At 70.5% G+C, this 16,197-nt stretch carries 23 protein-coding genes; 10 read left to right on the forward strand and 13 right to left on the reverse strand.

What is annotated here, in order from left to right:
* Nucleotides 1–57: 57 nt before the first annotated feature.
* From K6T25_RS05025 to K6T25_RS05050, 7 genes are all read right to left on the reverse strand, one after another.
* Nucleotides 58–1,500 carry a sulfatase gene (locus tag K6T25_RS05025; RefSeq protein ID WP_222916999.1) on the reverse strand — a complete coding sequence of 481 codons (1,443 nt, stop codon included), beginning with the start codon at nt 1,498–1,500 and terminating at the stop codon, nt 58–60.
* Nucleotides 1,501–1,614: 114 nt separating this feature from the next.
* Nucleotides 1,615–1,869, reverse strand: coding sequence for an HVO_0649 family zinc finger protein (locus tag K6T25_RS15760; RefSeq protein ID WP_345778230.1), 255 nt, complete (start codon nt 1,867–1,869; stop codon nt 1,615–1,617).
* Nucleotides 1,870–1,899: 30 nt separating this feature from the next.
* Entirely contained in the window at nt 1,900–2,160 is a 261-nt protein-coding gene (locus tag K6T25_RS05030; RefSeq protein WP_222917001.1) for a DUF3194 domain-containing protein, read from the reverse strand.
* A gap of 3 nt (nt 2,161–2,163) precedes the next feature.
* Complete coding sequence (locus K6T25_RS05035; protein ID WP_345778231.1) at nt 2,164–2,565, reverse strand: prefoldin subunit beta; 402 nt, start codon at nt 2,563–2,565, stop codon at nt 2,164–2,166.
* Nucleotides 2,566–2,766: 201 nt separating this feature from the next.
* Nucleotides 2,767–3,027 carry a KEOPS complex subunit Pcc1 gene (locus K6T25_RS05040; RefSeq protein WP_222917003.1) on the reverse strand — a complete coding sequence of 87 codons (261 nt, stop codon included), beginning with the start codon at nt 3,025–3,027 and terminating at the stop codon, nt 2,767–2,769.
* A gap of 16 nt (nt 3,028–3,043) precedes the next feature.
* Nucleotides 3,044–3,178, reverse strand: a complete 135-nt coding sequence (locus K6T25_RS05045) for a DNA-directed RNA polymerase subunit P (protein ID WP_222917005.1) — start codon at nt 3,176–3,178, stop codon at nt 3,044–3,046.
* Nucleotides 3,179–3,199: 21 nt separating this feature from the next.
* Entirely contained in the window at nt 3,200–3,478 is a 279-nt protein-coding gene (locus K6T25_RS05050; protein ID WP_222917007.1) for an eL43 family ribosomal protein, read from the reverse strand.
* Nucleotides 3,479–3,665: 187 nt separating this feature from the next.
* On the opposite strand from K6T25_RS05050, the gene K6T25_RS05055 reads away from it, so the two are divergent.
* The gene (locus K6T25_RS05055) at nt 3,666–4,154 is read left to right on the forward strand and encodes a bacterio-opsin activator domain-containing protein (protein WP_222917009.1); all 489 of its coding nucleotides are present in this window, start codon (nt 3,666–3,668) and stop codon (nt 4,152–4,154) included.
* A gap of 2 nt (nt 4,155–4,156) precedes the next feature.
* Here the strand turns inward: K6T25_RS05055 and K6T25_RS05060 are convergent, their stop codons facing one another.
* From K6T25_RS05060 to pth2, 4 genes are all read right to left on the reverse strand, one after another.
* The gene (locus K6T25_RS05060) at nt 4,157–4,927 is read right to left on the reverse strand and encodes a DUF2103 domain-containing protein (RefSeq protein WP_222917011.1); all 771 of its coding nucleotides are present in this window, start codon (nt 4,925–4,927) and stop codon (nt 4,157–4,159) included.
* Between the two features lie 58 nt (nt 4,928–4,985).
* On the reverse strand, nt 4,986–5,360 hold the full coding sequence (locus tag K6T25_RS05065) for a VOC family protein (RefSeq protein ID WP_222917012.1): 375 nt from the start codon (nt 5,358–5,360) through the stop codon (nt 4,986–4,988).
* A 181-nt stretch (nt 5,361–5,541) separates the two neighbouring features.
* The gene (gene truD, locus K6T25_RS05070; protein WP_222917013.1) at nt 5,542–6,909 is read right to left on the reverse strand and encodes a tRNA pseudouridine(13) synthase TruD; all 1,368 of its coding nucleotides are present in this window, start codon (nt 6,907–6,909) and stop codon (nt 5,542–5,544) included.
* A complete protein-coding gene (gene pth2 / locus K6T25_RS05075; protein ID WP_222917867.1) occupies nt 6,909–7,247 on the reverse strand; it encodes a peptidyl-tRNA hydrolase Pth2 in 339 nt (112 codons plus the stop codon). The genes truD and pth2 overlap by 1 nt, the downstream gene beginning before the upstream one ends.
* Nucleotides 7,248–7,455: 208 nt before the next feature.
* On the opposite strand from pth2, the gene K6T25_RS05080 reads away from it, so the two are divergent.
* From K6T25_RS05080 to K6T25_RS05120, 9 genes are all read left to right on the forward strand, one after another.
* Entirely contained in the window at nt 7,456–7,836 is a 381-nt protein-coding gene (locus K6T25_RS05080; RefSeq protein ID WP_222917014.1) for a hypothetical protein, read from the forward strand.
* 58 nt (nt 7,837–7,894) lie between these two features.
* Entirely contained in the window at nt 7,895–8,611 is a 717-nt protein-coding gene (locus K6T25_RS05085; RefSeq protein ID WP_222917015.1) for a YIP1 family protein, read from the forward strand.
* Between the two features lie 58 nt (nt 8,612–8,669).
* Entirely contained in the window at nt 8,670–9,308 is a 639-nt protein-coding gene (gene dcd / locus K6T25_RS05090; RefSeq protein ID WP_222917016.1) for a dCTP deaminase, read from the forward strand.
* Nucleotides 9,305–10,279, forward strand: coding sequence for a thiamine-phosphate synthase family protein (locus tag K6T25_RS05095; protein ID WP_222917017.1), 975 nt, complete (start codon nt 9,305–9,307; stop codon nt 10,277–10,279). Before dcd ends, K6T25_RS05095 begins: the two co-directional genes overlap by 4 nt.
* Nucleotides 10,280–10,281: 2 nt before the next feature.
* Nucleotides 10,282–11,013 carry a class I SAM-dependent methyltransferase gene (locus K6T25_RS05100; protein ID WP_225917810.1) on the forward strand — a complete coding sequence of 244 codons (732 nt, stop codon included), beginning with the start codon at nt 10,282–10,284 and terminating at the stop codon, nt 11,011–11,013.
* A gap of 80 nt (nt 11,014–11,093) precedes the next feature.
* On the forward strand, nt 11,094–12,125 hold the full coding sequence (locus K6T25_RS05105) for a glutathione S-transferase family protein (RefSeq protein ID WP_275671159.1): 1,032 nt from the start codon (nt 11,094–11,096) through the stop codon (nt 12,123–12,125).
* Nucleotides 12,126–12,220: 95 nt separating this feature from the next.
* Nucleotides 12,221–12,826 carry an archaellin/type IV pilin N-terminal domain-containing protein gene (locus tag K6T25_RS05110; RefSeq protein ID WP_222917018.1) on the forward strand — a complete coding sequence of 202 codons (606 nt, stop codon included), beginning with the start codon at nt 12,221–12,223 and terminating at the stop codon, nt 12,824–12,826.
* Between the two features lie 130 nt (nt 12,827–12,956).
* The gene (locus tag K6T25_RS05115) at nt 12,957–14,108 is read left to right on the forward strand and encodes a pyridoxal phosphate-dependent aminotransferase (RefSeq protein ID WP_222917019.1); all 1,152 of its coding nucleotides are present in this window, start codon (nt 12,957–12,959) and stop codon (nt 14,106–14,108) included.
* Nucleotides 14,109–14,226: 118 nt separating this feature from the next.
* Nucleotides 14,227–14,562 carry an SHOCT domain-containing protein gene (locus K6T25_RS05120; RefSeq protein WP_222917020.1) on the forward strand — a complete coding sequence of 112 codons (336 nt, stop codon included), beginning with the start codon at nt 14,227–14,229 and terminating at the stop codon, nt 14,560–14,562.
* Between the two features lie 39 nt (nt 14,563–14,601).
* On the opposite strand, the gene K6T25_RS05125 is transcribed toward K6T25_RS05120, so the two are convergent.
* On the reverse strand, nt 14,602–15,336 hold the full coding sequence (locus K6T25_RS05125) for an SDR family NAD(P)-dependent oxidoreductase (protein WP_222917021.1): 735 nt from the start codon (nt 15,334–15,336) through the stop codon (nt 14,602–14,604).
* Nucleotides 15,337–15,386: 50 nt separating this feature from the next.
* Nucleotides 15,387–16,106 (reverse strand): cupredoxin domain-containing protein, encoded by a 720-nt coding sequence (locus K6T25_RS05130; RefSeq protein WP_222917022.1) that lies wholly within the window; start codon nt 16,104–16,106, stop codon nt 15,387–15,389.
* Nucleotides 16,107–16,197: the final 91 nt, after the last annotated feature.

Below are 16,197 nucleotides of genomic sequence, written 5' to 3' on the forward strand. Positions count from 1 at the left end.
TACGTTCGGATCGATCTCGTCGAAAACTACGACGGGTCAGCGGTCAGCGATCGGCAGTCAGCGGTAGCCGAGCGCGTCGAGGCGACGCCCGATCTCGTCAGGTACGTCCTCGTCGCCGTCGTCGCCATCACCGTGAATATCGCTGGCTTCGCTGCCGTCCGAGAGGAGCGCGAGCCGATCGTCCGCCGCGCGTTCGAGCGATCGCAGCGCCTCGCGCGGAACCGCGTCGCGTCCGACCGGCTCGTGTTCCCCGGGGTCGCGTTTGCGGTCGTACACACTGACCGCGCCGTCCGGCTCGCGGATGTACGTCCACTCCTCGGTTCGGGCCGAGACGAGCGGCGTGCCGTCGCCGAGCCGGCGAGGAATGGGCTGGCTCGTCACCGACTCGCCCCGCAAAGCGATCGAGGTGACCGGTCCCCGCTCGGGCGGCGTCGCCTCCGTCACCGTCGGGAGGAGGCTCTCGCCGGCGAACGCCGCCGGCGGCTCGAGCCCCAGCGCGTCACAGACGGTCGGCGGGACGTCCCGCAGCGGCACCGGCGCCGACTCGCGTCGGGCGGGCGCGCCGGGGTGGTCGACGACGAACGGGACGCGGACGAGCTCGTCGTACAGCTTCGGGTAGTGCGCGAGGTGGCCGTGGTCGAGGAACTCCTCGCCGTGGTCGCCCGCCAGTATCACGGTGGTCTCCTCGCGCAGACCCGCCGACGAGAGCTCCTCGAGGACGCGCTCGACGGACTCGTCCACCTGCCGGGCGGCGGCGTCGTACAGCGCCCGCAGCGTACGGAGCGTCCGCTCGTCGACCTCCTTGCCGAGTCCGGCGCGAAGGTGTCCCAGCAGCGTCTGGAACGACCCGACCTCGCCGTCGGTGACCGCGCGAACGTGTCGCGGCGCGGGGACGTACGGCGTGTGCGTGTCCATGTAGTGGAGCCACAGGAAGAACGGACGATCCTCGTCGGCCGCGGCGTCGTCGACGGCGTCGAGCGCCCGACGCTCGAGCGCGTGGAGGTGGGAGGTGTCGACCGCGTGGCGTCGCTCGTGCCCGCGCAGCTTCGCGGCGGCGCTGCCGAGCGGCCAGCCGAGGTACTGCACCCAGCCGTTGACCGTGGGGTGGGTCGCGAGGAAGCGGCCGACCGGCGTGCGGGCGCCGTCGAGGAACGACTCGAACGCGTCGAACCCGCGGTCGTAGCCGTAGTACTCCGTCAGGAAGCCGTTCCCGGCGTTGACGCCGGCGGTACGCACGCCCGCGGTCGACAGCGCCTCCGCGAGCGTCGGGTCCGCGGCGGGGCCCGGCGTCGACGCGTCGGCGAAGACGGCGCGGGCGCCGAGGAGGTCCGGGAACGAGAACGGCGTCCAGTTGCCGCCCGCGACGGCGGTTTCGAACGACGTTCCGCGACGAGCCAGATCGCGAAGCGTCGGCGTATGAGGTCCGAGCGCGTCGGCACGCAGCGAGTCGACCGTGATCAGGAGGACGCCGCGTGACGCCGGATCGCCTGCAGATGTCACGAAATATCTTAGAGGGAAGCGAGCCTAAGCGTTACCATCCGCTGCGGGACGAGCACGGAGGAGGTCAGCAGCCGGTTCGGCGATCGACCAGATCGCTCGCTCTGCTCGCGATCGCTACCTCGCGCCGTCGAACCGGATCACACGCGTGTCGACTGCCGCACAGCGGGGGCAGTCGTGCCGGTAGACGAGGCGGCGTTCGTGGTACGCGGTCCTCCAGTCGGCACCGTCGTCGACGTACCCACACTCCGGGCAGGTAGGTGTCTCGCGGAGGCGATCGCGGTACGCGTCGAGCGCGGTCGCGCCGGCCGTCGGGCTGCCATGTGGTACCGCACTACACGGACCTGATTGAACGTTCCTACCAGTTGGCAATCAGAAGGTTCGAGCGACCGAGCCGCCGCGTTACGCGACGCCGAACAGCTCGTCGACGGCGTCGCGGGCGGCGTGAACGGCCTCCTCGGCCACCTCGTCCGCGTCCGATTCGGCGTCGGCCGGCGGGTTGACGTACACGTCCACGTCGAGCACGCCGTCCTCGAACGAGACGGTCACGTCGAAGTCGCGGAGTTCGGACTGCCGATACCGCTCGAGCACGACCCCTTCGGCCGCCTCGGAGGCGGTCTCGACGACCTCCTCGTCGGTCGGCTCGGGGCGGTCGTCGCTCACGGCTTACGCGCCGCCGGCGCCGGGGCCGCCGGGGCCCATGCCCGCCGGGCCGCCGCCCGCGCCGCCCTGCAGCATCTGCTGGAGCTCCTCCTGGAGCTCCTCGAACTGCTGTTGGACCTTCTCCTCCTGGGAGTCGAAGCGCTCGGCGCGCATTCCCAGCGTGTCGACCTTCTCCTCGAGGTCGTCGTAGGCGGTCTCGTAGTCGGTCTCGACGAGGATCTCGCCGATCTCGCGGTACATCGTCGAGTCTTCGTCGATGTCGTCCATCGCGTCCAGCGCGGACTGCGCCTCCGTCAGCGAGGTCTGCGTGGACTGCTTCTGCTCGGCGAGCTGCTGGGCCTGCTCTTGCAGGTCCTGGAGTTCCTCGATCTTCTCTTGTGCTTCCGGCGGCAGATTACCCTGCATACACCGACGGTCGGGCTTCGGGGTGAAAAGCCCGGTCATTGGGAGCGCGGCCGAGCGAAGCGAGGCCGCGGGGGACGGCGGCGAGGTCCGGAGGGCCGAGCCGCCCAGAAAAGGGAGCGCGGCCGAGCGAAGCGAGGCCGCGGGGGACGGCGTTCACAAATCGCGGCGCGATTTGTGAGCTCACGAGACCGGAGCGATCGCCTACCGATCCGCCGGCGCCGCCACCGCTTCGGCCGTCTCGACGAGCCGAGTCCAGGTGTTGACGCCCGCCCGGAGCGCGACGAGGTCGCGCGCGCGAACGGTCACCTCGACAGTGTCGCCCGCGCGGTCGACGGCGGCCGTCGACCGGTCGTCGTCGATCCCGCCGACCTCGACGCCGATCGCCTCGTGAACGACCCGAGCGCGTCGCTCGTCGGGGTACGGAAAGCGCAGAACCGCGCGGTGGTCGAACGCGTCGGACACGGGCACGTCGCCCGGGTCAGCTGACGTCGATTTCCTTCACGTCGGGCGCGCGCTCCTTGAGGAGCACGCGGTGGCCGCAGTACGGGCAGCGCACGCCGCCGTACTCGTCGAGCTCGACGTCGCGCTTGCACCGGGAACACTTGTAGCTCATCTATGTAGGGGGTCGCGGGGATTACTCGTCGTCGCTCTCTTCTTCGAGCGCGGCGCGGATGCTGCGGCGGACCGAGCGGCCGCCGGGCGTTTCCGGCCGGTAGGCGCCGCCGGTGAACGTCTCGCCGGTCTCCTCGTTGACCCACACGCCGGTGCCGAGGCGCTTGACCGAGTCGCCGTCGACCGTCGCGTTCTGCATCTCGTCTTCGATCTCCGACACACGCTTGCGTGCGACGCGCCCGTATCGCGCGCCGAAGCGTCCGGCGCTGCCGGTCTTCCGCGCCTTCGTCTGTTCAGCCATATGAACTCGACTTCGCCGTTGGGCGTCAAAAACCCCGCGAATTCCGGCCGTCGTTGTGCGGCGCGTGGGGTCGGCCGCCCGTCGCACCGCCACGAGCGGAACCGAGGAATCCGGGTCGATTCCCCGTCACTGTGTGGCACACATTTATTTCCGTGGCTGGCCGGTACGATCGTAGGAGACCGCCGGAATGCTCATCGCCGAATTCACGCTGTCGACCCCAGTCCTCCGCGACGCGCTCGCGGCCGCCCCCGAGGTGACAGCCGACCTCGAGCGGACGGTCGAGGGAGACACCACGCGCATCGAGTTCTTCGCCCGCGGCGACGACCTGACCCGCTTCGAGGACGCCCTCGGCAACGACGACTCCGTCGAGGACGTTCGCGTGCTCGGCGAGGGACCGGACTTCCGATTCTACCGGGCGACGCTCGCCCCCGAGACGACACAGCGGACCGCCTCCCACGTGTTCGCCGACACCGGCGCCCGTCCGGTGTCCGCGAGCGGCGACCACACCGGGTGGGACTTCCGCGTGCAGTTCCCCGACCGCGAGGCGCTGGCGACGTACCGCGACAGCTGCCGCGAGCGCAACGTCTCGTTCACCCTCCACGCGCTGTACGAGCGCGCCGACCCGCGCGCGGATGCCGACGAGTTCGGCCTCGCCGGCGATCAGGGCACCGTCTGACCCTATCGATCGCCGCCCTCCCCGAACCCCGACTCCTCCAGCACTTCGTTCAGGTCCGCGCGGACGCGCTCGCCCGTCTCGCGGTCGCCGGCGGTCGTGACGACGCGGTTCTCCTGAACGCTCGACCCGTCGCGCAAGAGGAGTCGGACGTTCCCGTGTTCGTCGGCTCGCGTCACCTTCGCGCGCAGACCCGTTCGCGACCCGGAGCCGCCGGCGTCGATGGGGCCCGGGATCACCTTCTTGACGTGCGGGTGCTCGGCGGCCGCGAGGATCGCTTTCATCCCCGTCCGCTTGCCGATAAGTGTCGAGTGCGAGCCGCCGATCTTCGCCTCCGGCGGGGCGTCGATCACCTCCAGCGCCGGTTCCCCGCGACGGGCGAGCACGGCGCCGACGGGGTCGTCGTCGGGGACGCGGTAGAACTCGTAGTGCAGTTGCGCGCGGGCCTCGCGGAGCGGGCCGCGCTCGCCGGCGGCGTACACCGTCTCCGGTCGCTTGCGACGCACCTCGTCGGCGACGCGGCCGGCGAAGTTCCGAAGCTGCACCGACGCGGTGCGCTCGCCGTCGTCGGGGACGGTCGTGATGGTCGTCTCGCCGATGACCAGCGATTCCGGGTCGAAGTCGTCGGGCGGGTGCTCGGGTTCGAAGCCGAGCATCGCGAGCGTCGCGCGGTCGACCCCGAAGTCGATCACGACGCTCTCACAGTTGGCGGTGTCGCACCCGAGACAGTAGTCCCCGGGCTTGCGGAGGGACGAGCCGCACCGCCGACAGTTCATGTGGGGGGAACGGTCGGCGACCGGATAAGCGCGTCCGTTCACCCCGTCGTGGGACCGCTTACGTCGTCGCGATCTCGACGAGGTTGCCGTCGGGGTCGCGGACGTACACCGACGAGATCGGCGCCACCGCGCCGGTTCGCTCGATCGGCCCCTCGACGATCTCGATCCCGCGCTCGCGCAGTTCGGCCTCGACGGTCTCGATCGACGCCTCCGTCAGCAGGCAGAAGTCGCCCGCGCCGACCGTCGGCTCCGCCGCGACCGGCGTCACGTCCCCGTCAGTCGGGTGGAGGTTGATCTTCTGGTCGCCGAACCGGACGGCCTTCCGGTCGTCGTCGAACGTCACGACCTCCGCCCCCAGCGACTCGTAGAAGTCACAGCTCGCGCTCACGTCCGAGACGGTGAGCACGAAGTGGTCGATCGCCGTGGCGTTCATCGTCGGGGCTCCGCTGTGTCGATCTGGCGTGCCATGACCGTCGTTCGCCGGTCCGCGAGAAATAGGTCAGGGTGGAGAGCGCCGAAGCGTCCACACCCTCCACGGTAGTTTAGAGCCGCTCCGGATCGCACCCTCCGCGCCTGCCCTAGAGCTGCTCCGGATCGCACCCTCCGCGCCTGCCCTACAGCCGCTCCGGATCACACTTCATGTACTCCCGAAGCACCGCCGTCGCGTACGAGCCGGACGGCAGCGCGAACTCGAACACCGGGTCCCCCTCCTCCTCGGAGACCGTCAGATCGGTCGGGAGCGCCACCGCCCGGCGGGTACCGCTGGAGGCGAACTCGCCGGGCAGTTCGAAGTCGCCCGGGTCGACATCCAGCTCTCGAAGAACCTCGCGTTCGATCTCGCCCGGCTCGCCGTCCGCGAGCTCCGTCTCGGTTCCCACGAGCGGCGCGGTGACGAACGCCCGGCCGCGCTCGCAGTGGCGCGCGAGGGTGTCGACGCGCCCCTCCGTCGCGCGCTGGAGCCGGTCCATGTCGGGCTTCGGGAACGGCACGTCGCGCTCGACGAACGCGACCACGTCGCCCGCGACGGGCCGGGTGAACGGCAGCCCGCGGCGCAGGCGCTCGCTGAGAATCCGGTTGAACACGTACGACTGCGCGGCGTTGACGAACAGCCGCTGGAGGTTCGACGGGACCGCCTCCAGCGCCTCGCGCCAGTCGGCGCCCTCGTCGAGCCGGTGGAGCATCGAGCGCTCGTATCGCAGGCGACCCGGCATCGCGTCGAGGGCGGCGCTCCAGTCGGGACTGTCCGCGTCGGCTTGGTCCTCAACGACCTCGCGGGCGCGCTGGGAGTCCCCGGGTTCGGTGTCGTAGGGATTCCCGCAGTACGCGAGTACCGCGCCGCGCCAGTCGTCGCGGATCGCCGCGAGGCCGACCTCGTGGGTGATCGGTCGATGGCTCCCGAAGCGCTGGTGCCCGAAGTAGTTGGGAACGGCGACCTCGACCGCGTCGGCATCGTCCGCCGCAGCGACCTCGTCGGTATCCTCGCGATCGACGCCGGCGGCGAACGCCCGCAGGTCCCGGGTGATCGGCGCGGGGTCGCCGCCGGTCTCGCGCACGCGGATCGCGAACTCGTTGCCCGCGAGGTCGCCGAAGGAGAGGTCACGCCCGACGCGGCCGAGAACATCGATCTCGGCGCCCTCGAGGTCCGGGATCGCCTCGGGCTCGGCGTCGCGAACCGTGAACAGCTGGGTCGTGACGGCGTGTTTGTCCTTCGTGCCGGCCCACGAGACGCGCTCGCGGCTGGCCCCCATCGCGTTCGACAGCGCGCTCGCGAAGTCGTTGGTGTCCCAGCGTCGGAGGGTCGCGCGCAGGAGGAGGAATGGATACGACCCCGCGTGCGCGTCGAGCGGTTCGGGGTCCATCCGCTCGCGCTCGCGGACCCGGAAGTCCTCGGGAGCGACGCGGAGGCGACCGCCGATGCCGTCGGCGTCGCTGACGTAGTAATCCACGCCGGTGGCTCGCTCGCGGGGGTGCGCTTCCCGCATCAGTACAGCGAGAGGTCGCCGGTCACCTTGTCGACGATCGACTCCTCGCCCGGGCCGACCGCAAGCGTCGTGACGGTTCCGGGATCGAGTTGGGTGTGCCCGGCGTCGCGAACGACCGCGTTCGGGAGCCCCTCGCGCTCGGCGCGGTCGGCCAGCTCGAAGATCTGCGACTCGCCGGCGGCCTTGAGGACGACCTTCTTTTGCCCCTCGCCCTTCCACGCCTTGCGAGTTTTCGAGCCGGTGTCCTCGTACGCCGACAGCGACGCGTGCGCGACCTGCGCGGCCAGCTTCCCCGTCCCCATCCCCAGATCGGTGCGGACGACGATGGCCTGCTTCATGCTCATACGTCGCGCTGGGCGGGGGGCGCGGAAAGCGCTTCGGGAGCGTGGTCGGAGGGCGGGAACTTCGGCGCTGGAATCGCGGACCGCCAGCGGGCTCCGCTCAACCGACACCGGCCCTGTTGGCGAGGGAAAAGCGGGCGCCTCGAATGCGCCCGGCCCGCACAGGGCACGGGGGTTCAACCGTCCGGGAGCCCTATCCGCGCGTGTGAGCATCAGAAACGACGACGGCGGCGACAACCGACCGATGACGGGCTCGTTCGCCGATCACGGGATCCGCGACGGGCGCGTCCTCCTCGCCGGCGCAGTCCGGAGCCTCGGCACCCCGCCCGAGGAGACCGCGGTCGTCGACGACCTCCTGCTGGCGACGGTCACGGCCGCCTTCCGCGAGTCGTTCGCGGCCGCGACCGGCGAGCGACCCCCCGACGACGTCGAGGCGGCGATCGACGACGCGGTCGCGTGGACGCGTACCGAGTCCGACGGGGAACGGCTGCATCTCCGCGACCGCCTGCTTCCGGAGTTCTACCGCCGGCTCGATCGGTTCCACGACGCGTACCACGGCGACGGCCGACCCGTCGTGACGGCCTGAGACAGGTCGACCGGCGGAGAGGATAAGACGTTTCACGGAGCCGGGAGAGCCGCCGACGATGGCAGATCCCCGCACGCCCCTCCTCCGCCCGGACAGCTACTTCGAACGCCACGACGGCTCCCCGCCGTTCGCCCACGCGGCCGCCGCCGTCGCGGTCGTCACGATCGCCACCGCGGGCGGGCTGGCCGTCTTCCTCGGCGAGTTCGCCGCCGCGCTCGACGTCCCGATCACCGTCGACAACCCGGCGTACCCCGGCGACGTGTTCTGCGAGGACTCCGCCCTCGAGGACACGCCCTCGGGGTGTGGCGAGCCCGAGACCGTCGAGCGCGAGCTCGGCGCGCTCGTCGCCGAGGAGCTCTCGTGGCTCCCGCCGGCGACCGTGGTGCTCGTCCCGCTGTTCTGGCTCGTGCAGGGCGGCGTCCTCCACGCCGCGAGCGCGCTCGCCGACGGCGAGGGCGCGTTCGCCGACACGCTCGCGGTCGCCGGCTGGGGGATGGTGCCGAGCCTGGCGCGGCTTTTCGGCGTCGGTGCGCTGGTGATCTACCGCCTCCGGACGGCCGCCCCCTCGGAATCGCCCGAGGGCGCGATCGACGCCCTCCGGGCGGCCATCGGCGGCGTCGAGGCGATCGGGGTGCTCGCGGCCGTCGCGGTCGCCCTCTGGGCGGGCGTGATCCGGACCTACGGGCTGGCGGACGCTCGTGACCACTCGATCGGGACGGCCGCGACGATCGTCGGCGTCCTCACTGTACTGGGGCTGGTGTTCGAGCTGTTTTGAGCGCCGGCCGGCCCGCGATGAGAGAAGCTTTACGCCGCCGGCGGCCCCGCCTTCGACAATGATACTCTCGGACACCGATATCCTCGCCCGGTTGGGGGAGGGCGACCTCGTGATCGACCCGCTCGACGACGTCGACACGCAGGTCCAGCCCGCGAGCGTCGACCTCCGGCTCGGCTCGCAGTTCCTGGAGTTCCGCCGGACGAACATCCCCTGTATCCATCCGAATGACGTCCGTGAGGTCGACGAGTACGTCGAGGAGACCCACGTCCCCGAGGGGGAGGACTTCATCCTCCACCCCGGCGACTTCGTGCTCGGAACGACCAAGGAGACGGTCGCCATCCCCGACGACATCGTCGCCCACGTCGAGGGGCGCTCCTCGCTGGGCCGGCTCGCGATCGTCGTTCACGCGACTGCCGGGCTCTGTGACCCGGGCTACCGGGGACAGATCACCCTGGAACTGTCGAACCTCGGCAACGCGCCGGTCGCCCTCTCGCCGGGAATGCGCATCTCACAGCTCACGTTCACCGAGCTGCGGACGCCCGCAGACCGCCCCTACGGCGAGGAACGCGGCTCGAAGTACCAGAACCAGTCCGGCCCGCAGGCGTCCCGTATCGGCGACGACCCCGAGTTCGCGGCCGATCCACCCGCCGACGGGGAGGGCGGCCCCCTCGACGGCGCCGGGGAGTCCGAGCGATGAGATTCATCGAGGAGGTCGTCGTCGACGAGTTCCTCCCGACGGTCCGGGCGATGTTGGCGGAGGCGCTGCGCGAGCGCGACCTGACCCAGCGGGAGGTCGCGGACGCGCTCGGCATCAGCCAGTCGGCGGTGTCGAAGTACGCCCACGGCGACGTGGCGACGAACGACCGCGTCGCCGCCGACGAGCGCGTCCGCGAGACCGTCGAGCGCGTCGCCGGGGGGTTGGCGTCGGGCGATCTCAGCCGCGTCGGCGCGCTCGTCGAGCTGGAGGTGCTGATCAGGCGGCTGGAGGCCGGCGATCTCCTCGCGGAGCTGCACGAGGCGTCGATGCCGGAGCTGGCGGGTGCCGACTACGACTTCGCCGTCCACGACCCCGACAGCGGGCTGCGCGACCGCGAGCGGACGCTCTCCTCGCTGCGTCGCGGCGTCCGCACCCTCACCGCGACCTCCGGGTTCGCGGGACTCATCCCGAACGTCGGGTCGAACCTCGCGGAGTGCGTCCCCGACGCCGTCGACATCGACGACGTCGCCGCCGTCCCGGGTCGGATCTTCGACGTGAAGGGGACCGCACGCGTGCCGAGCGATCCCGAGTTCGGCGTCAGCGAGCACGTCGCGGGCGTCCTGCTGTCGGCGCGGGCGGCGGGCGTCGACGCCCGCGCCGCGGTGAACGTCCGGTACGACCCCGACCTGGTGGCGGCGCTAGCGGACGCCGGCGTCGAGGCCGTCGAGTTCGAGCCGAGCGATCACGGGGAGACCGACGCCGGCGCCCCTGACGATCCCGTCCGCGCGGCCGTGGCGGGCCGACTCGGCGACAGGGGGACCGACGACGCGAAGGGCGGCGGCGACGCGGCCGCCGAACTCGGCGACGTGTTCGCCGTCTACCAGACCGGCGGCGTCGGCGTCGAGCCGGTGTTGTACGTCATCGGTCCGGACGCCCCGACCGTCGCCCGGGCGGTTCGGGACCTCGTGTAGCCGTGTCCCCTCGATTCGGTCTCCCGGAGTTCGCGACGCCACGGCTGTCCGCCCCGGAGTTCTACACCCGTCTCGCCCGCGCGTACGACGCCCTCGCCAGGCGCGGACCGTTCGTCGCGACGCTCCGCCGGGCGCTCGCGGACGCGCTCGACCCCGAGCCGGGCGCGACCGTCGTCGAGTTCGGCTGCGGAACGGGCGCGAACCGACCGTACATCGAGGAGCGGATCGGGGGCGGGACGTACGTCGGCGTCGACTTCGCGCCCGGCGTGCTCCGCGTCGCTCGCGAGCGAGACCGGGAACTCGGAGGAACGGGCGACAGCCGCGGAGCGTACGTTCGTGGCGATGCCACCCGGCCCCCGCTGTGCGCCGACGGCGTCGACGCCTGCTGCGGCGCGTTCGTCGTGGGGATGCTCCCGGACCCGGCGAGGACGGTTCGCGAGTGGGGTGACCTCGTCGGCCCGGGCGGGCGGATCGCCCTGTTAGATCTGGCGCGCACGACGCGACCCGGCTGGCGGGCGCTGAACCCGGCGTTCGATCTGTTCGTCCGCGCCGGGTCGCCGCCCGGAACCGCGCGGTCGCTGGCGCGGTCGCCGGCGACCGTGCAGGACGAGCGCGTCGCCGCGGCCCATCGGGCCCTCCGGGAGACCTGCGCGGACGTCGAGTACCGGACGCTCCTGGGCGGGTTCGCGCGGGTGAGCGCCGGAACCGTCGCGTCTCCGAGCGCCGTTGAGTAGCCGGCGCGAGCGCGGGGGTCCGTGTCGCTTCCGGCGCCACACGGCTTTAGCGTGTGGCCGCCCACCGTAGACTACCACCAATGAGCGACGCGACCAACATGCTCGTCGACGGCGAGTGGCGGACCGGCGTCCGGCGGGACACCGGCGACTCCGGCGAGTTCGAGCGAAGCGAGACGAGCTTCCGCGACTGGATCGACGGCTCGGTGCCCGAACCCGGGGCCGACCCCGTCGACAACCCGGAGTTCCCGGCCGAGCCGGATCGGTACCACGTGTACATCTGTCGGGCGTGCCCGTGGGCCCACCGCGTCGCGCTGACGCGCTCGCTGAAGGGGCTGGAGGATGCCATCTCGCTCTCGCTGACGCAGCCCGAGCGCTACGACGACGGGTGGGAGTTCTCCGACGAACAGCCCGACTCCCTCTACGGCGCCGACTACCTCCGCGAGATCTACCAACGCGCGGACGACGAGTACACCGGACGCGTGACGGTGCCGGTACTCTGGGACAAGGAGGCGGAGACCATCGTCAACAACGAGAGCGAAGAGATCATGCGGATGCTCGACACCGCCTTCGACGACCTCGGTAACGGGGTCGACCTGTGGCCGGCGGGCTACCGAGAGGCGGTCGACGACCGGATCGCCGACATCTACCCGCGCATCAACAACGGCGTCTACCGTGCCGGCTTCGCGAGCACGCAGGCGGCGTACGACGAGGCGGTCGGGGAGTTGTTCGAGGCGCTCGACGAGTACGACGACCTGCTGGCCGACCGGCGGTACCTCGTCGGCGATCGGCTCACCGAGGCGGACGTGTCGATGTTCGCCACGCTCGTGCGGTTCGACCACGTGTACCACACTCACTTCCGGTGCAACCGCCGTGGGATCCACGAGTACGAGCACCTCTGGGAGTACACGAAGGACCTCTACCAGACGCCCGGCGTCGCGGAGACGGTGAACATGGACCACATCACCCGCCACTACTACGGCTCACACGAGAGTCTGAATCCCAAGCGGCTGGTCCCGACGGGACCGGACATCGACTTCACCGAGCCGCACGACCGCGACGACCTCCCCGGTGGGCCCCCGACGGAACTGACGATGGACGCGACGACCGAGTAGCTCTAATTATTCCGGCTGATTTTTCGAGGCGTGAACTCAAGTACGAGTCCGCGGGAGGATCGGGTAGCTCCGACGAGGGAGCGGACAACCACACAATGTTCGAATTCATCACGGACGAGGAGGAGCGCGGGCAGGTGGGTATCGGGACGCTCATCGTGTTCATCGCGATGGTGCTGGTGGCGGCGATCGCCGCCGGCGTCCTCATCAACACCGCCGGCTTCCTCCAGAGCAAGTCGCAGGAAACGGGTCAACAGAGCAGCAAGCAGGTCAGCAATCGGCTTCAGGAGGTCGCCACCGTCGGAAACGTCAACAGTGAACAGATCGATATCGTCAACGTGACCGTGACGCAGGCGCCCGGCGCCGGCGAGATCGACGTTCACAACGCAACGGTCACGTGGATCGGCCCCAGCGGAACCTACCAGTTGGTCGCGAACAGCTCCGGAACGTATGATTCGCTGGCAGCCGGTATTCAGGGTGAGGAGTTCGGCTACGAGCCGGTCAAGGACGCCGACGACAGTTCGAACGTCCTGAACGACGCGGACGACCGCCTCAACCTCGTGTTCGACGTTAGCACGTTCGCCAGTAACCTCGACGAGGGCGAGGAGGTCACGATCAAGGTCAACACGATGGCCGGCGCGACCACGGAGATCCGCTTCACGGTGCCCGAGTCGCTCGGGAACAAGGAAGCCGTCGAGCTGTAACCGGGCAGACCGCTTTTGATCTCATTTTTCGTCTGATCCGCGCGCTGTCGCAAGCCGTGGCCGTATACAACCACGGCGTACGAACTGCAGACACGCGTACCTTCAACTCCCCACGCGAGAACCTGGTGGCATGCACGAACCGACCGCCCGCGTCCGCGCGTGTGACCGTTCCCGGATCCGCGTGATGTTCGACCTCGCGCAGGAACTGGAACGCGAGGGCCGCGATCTCGTCCGCCTCGAGGTGGGCGAACCCGACTTCGACACGCCCGAGCACGTCGTCGACGCCGCCGTCGACGCCGCCCGCGGGGGCCACACCCACTACACGAGCAACGCCGGTCTCCCCGAGTTGCGGGCGGCCATCTCCGACACCCTCGCGCGCGAGTACGACGTGGAGCACGCCGCCGACGAGATACTCACGACCACCGGCGGGATGGAGGCGCTCCACCTCGCGTTCCTCGCGACCGTCGACCCCGGCTCGGAGGTCCTTCTCCCCTCGCCGTCGTGGCCGAACTACTGGACACAGGCGAAGCTCGCGGACGCCACGCCCGTCGAGGTGCCGATGCCCGCGCCAGAGTACGATCTGGACGCCGACACCCTCGTCGCGGAGATGACCGAGGACACCTCGCTCGTAGTTTTGTGTTCACCCTCCAACCCAACCGGCAGGGTCGCCGACCCCGACGAGGTCCGGGCGGTCGTCGACGCCGCCGCCGATCACGACGCGTACGTGATCGCCGACGAGGTGTACGCGAAGCTGACCTACGACCGCGACCCGACCGGGATCGCGGCGCTGACGCGCCACCCCGACCACGTGCTCACGGTCGGCTCCTGCTCGAAGACGTACGCGATGACGGGCTGGCGCGTCGGCTGGCTCGCCGGCGACCCGACGGTCGTCGACGAGGCGACGAAGGTCAGGGAGTCAACGACCGCCTGCACCGGAAGCGTCGCCCAGCACGCCGCCATCTCCGCGCTCACCGGGCCACAGGAGCCCGTCGAGGCGATGTACGACGCGTTCCGGGAGCGCCGCGACTACGTGGCCGACCGCCTCGCCGACATGGACGGCGTGACGGCACCCGAGCCGGAGGGCGCCTTCTACGCGTTCGTGAACCCCGACACCGACGAGGCGAGCCTCCCGCTCGCGAAGCGACTGTGCGAGGAGGCCGGCGTCGTGCTCGCGCCCGGCGACGGCTTCGGCGAGGCCGGACAGGGTCAGCTGCGGCTCTCCTTCGCCAATTCGATGGAGCGGCTGGGGGAGGGACTGGACCGGATCGAGGCGGCGCTGTAGGAGGTTCGCGAGGATCGGGTCGTCCCTGCCCTCACAGCACCGCAGGTGTCCCAGATACTGGGAACCGCCGCAACCGAGGTAATCTTGGGTGTTCTATGCACAACCAGAGGTGGACACGATGGCAACGCTGCTCGGCGTACTCGCACAGACCGGTCCGCACGGACCGATGGGATCCGGAGCTGGCGGCGGCATGGCCGGCGGCGGCTGGGCCGGCGGGACGATGGGGGGCGGCCTGTTCCCGTGGCTCGGCCCATGGGGCGGACTGATCGGACTGCTGGTCGTGGTCCTCCTCCTCGGGGCCGTCGTGTACGCCCTCGGCACGCTCGCGACCCGCGAGGGTGGCGACGAAGGCGGCGGCGACGACGCACTCGAGATTCTCGAGCGTCGCTACGCCCGCGGCGAACTCGACGAGGAGGAGTACGAGGTACGACGGCAGTGGCTGCGGGGAGAGTGACGTCACGGCAGTTGTCGGGCGAAGCGGGCAGGAGACGGCCTACCGCATCAGCTCCCCGCCGTTCACGTTCAGCGTCTCGCCGGTGACGAAGCGCGCATCGCGGAGATACGCCACCGCGTCGGCGATGTCGTCGGGTTGGCCGTAGTAGCCCATCGGGATCCGTTCTTTCTCCGCTGTCGCCTCCTCCTCGCTGCGGTCGCTCGTCATGTCCGTCTCGACGTGTCCGGGTGCGACCGCGTTCACCCGGACGTCGGGCGCGAAGTCGCGGGCGTGGCTCTTCGTCACCGACAGCAGCGCACCCTTCGAGCCGGCGTAGTGGACCTCGATTGGCGCGCCGGTGTACGCGAGGATCGAGGAGACGTTCGTCACCGACGGCGTCGGCTCGGCGTCGCTCTCCCGGAGGTGCGGGAGCGCGGCCTTGGTGACGTTGAACACCGAGTTGACGTTCACGTCCATCACCCGGTCGAAGTCCGCCGGGTCGAGGTCCTCGGTGTAGACGTGCTGGTCGATGCCGGCGTTGTTGACGACGTGGTCGAGTCCGCCGAGTTCCTCGACCGCGGTGTCGACGAGGCGCGCGGCGTCGTCGGGGTCGGACACGTCCGCCTGTACGATCTCCGCGTCCCGCCCGTGCTGGCGGACGGCCGCGGCGGTCTCGGCCGCGGCGTCGGCGGAGGTGTGGTAATTGACGACCACGTCGTAGCTGTCGGCGGCGAAGCGTTCGGCGATTGCCGCGCCGATACCCCGCGACGAACCCGTGACGAGTGCGACTGGCATAGCGGGGACGACGGGCAACCGGGACTTGGGTGTTGCCGTCGGCGGTGGCGTCAGTGCGTGTGTCCGAGCATCTCGTTGACCGTCTCGTTGAGGCCGTGAATCTTCTCACGGGCCCCCGACGGGAGCGACGACTGTGGCTCGCTGAGCCCCGCCGCGTCGTGCGGATCCGGCTTTCCGACGACGACGGTCGCGATCATCCCGACTCCCTCGTGGGGCGTGCAGTAGTAGTCGTAGACGCCGGGCGTGTCGAGCGTCACCTCGCGCTCGGCGCCGGACTCCGTCAACAGCCCCGTGTCGAAGGCCGTTCCGCCCTCGGGGATGCGCCGGGGCTTGTCGTTCGCCGGCGCGTACGCCGTCGCCGAGTGGCTGCCGGACTCGTTGTGGAACGTGACGGTGGCGCCCTCCTCGATCCAGACCACGTGCGGGTCGAAGTGGTAGCCGCCGTCGGCCGTGACGAGGTTCACCGTCGCGGACGCCGACGGCTCCTCGGGTACCCCGTGGCCGTGGTCCGAGCTGCCCCCGTCGTCGTGGCTCGACTCGGTCTCCTCGTCGCTGTGGGTGTCCTCTTGGTGCCCGTCGTCGCCGTGGCCGTCGTCATCGTGAGTCTCGGTTCCGGTCGCCGTCGCCGTCGCCGTCGCCGTCGGCGAGTCGGCGCCGCCGGCGCCGCCGCCGGACTCCTCGCTGCTACCGGCCACGCAGCCGGCCGTCCCGGCCATGGCGGCGGCGGTCGCTGCGACGAACGTCCGTCGAGAGAGCGTGTCGTCTGACATCTGGGTCACCTACAGATGGGTAGAGGCACCCGATACACAAACACCCGCCAGCACGTTCGCTGGGCCGGCGACTCACCCCCGTCCTTTTATG

Origin of the sequence: Halobaculum rubrum (genome assembly GCF_019880225.1) — an archaeon.
Classification (GTDB): domain Archaea; phylum Halobacteriota; class Halobacteria; order Halobacteriales; family Haloferacaceae; genus Halobaculum; species Halobaculum rubrum.